Here is a 620-nt window from a genome sequence, read left to right on the forward strand (position 1 = left end):
TTTCCCGCGGTTTGCTTTCGTCCACATCGCTTCCATGCCCTCGTCGAATCAAATCAACAGCATGGAATCACAAACGATTCATATCATTCAACTTCTTTGTGGACCGACACTCACATCGCGACGTCGATCCGGGTCGAAACACTGCTGGAAAAACTTGCGGTCGAGGGCTGCGCCGCCGTCGACCAGGTCTTTCCCGAGCGACTTGGCCATGGGCAGGCAGACGAAGCGGCCGGGCAGACTCTTCCTTACGATTTCGAGGCTGACAGCAGGCAAATCCCGGCCGATTCAGATGGCTACGTCCAGTATATCGGCGGTGATGTGCTGATGCGGATCGCTACCAAGAATGATCTTGTTCTGTCGATCGCAGCTCGCCCCGGCGTGTTTGTCACACAAGGCGCGTGCGTGATTACAGCCTATCCGAAGGCAAGGGTTTCGGACGAAATCGACGAGGATCTGCGCGGTGCGGTCGTCATCGGACGGGATCGGACACCCTATCAGGACCTGGAGTTCGCGATCCGCCGCATCTGTCAACGCCGGAGCAAATATGCGCCAGTTGGCCGGAGGAAATATGTGCCAGGTGACGTCATGAGAAGGGCCCCGATCGGGGCCCTTCTCATGAC

Annotated in this window: 1 protein-coding gene; it reads left to right on the forward strand. The window is 57.4% G+C overall.

All coding sequences use genetic code 11. The features are described 5' to 3' along the window. The coding region (locus tag VQ045_RS21865) for a DUF2254 family protein (protein ID WP_331831630.1) at nt 1-620 on the forward strand (620 nt) is incomplete at both ends.

Source organism: Aurantimonas sp. E1-2-R+4 (assembly GCF_036549515.1).
Taxonomy (GTDB): domain Bacteria; phylum Pseudomonadota; class Alphaproteobacteria; order Rhizobiales; family Rhizobiaceae; genus Aurantimonas; species Aurantimonas coralicida_A.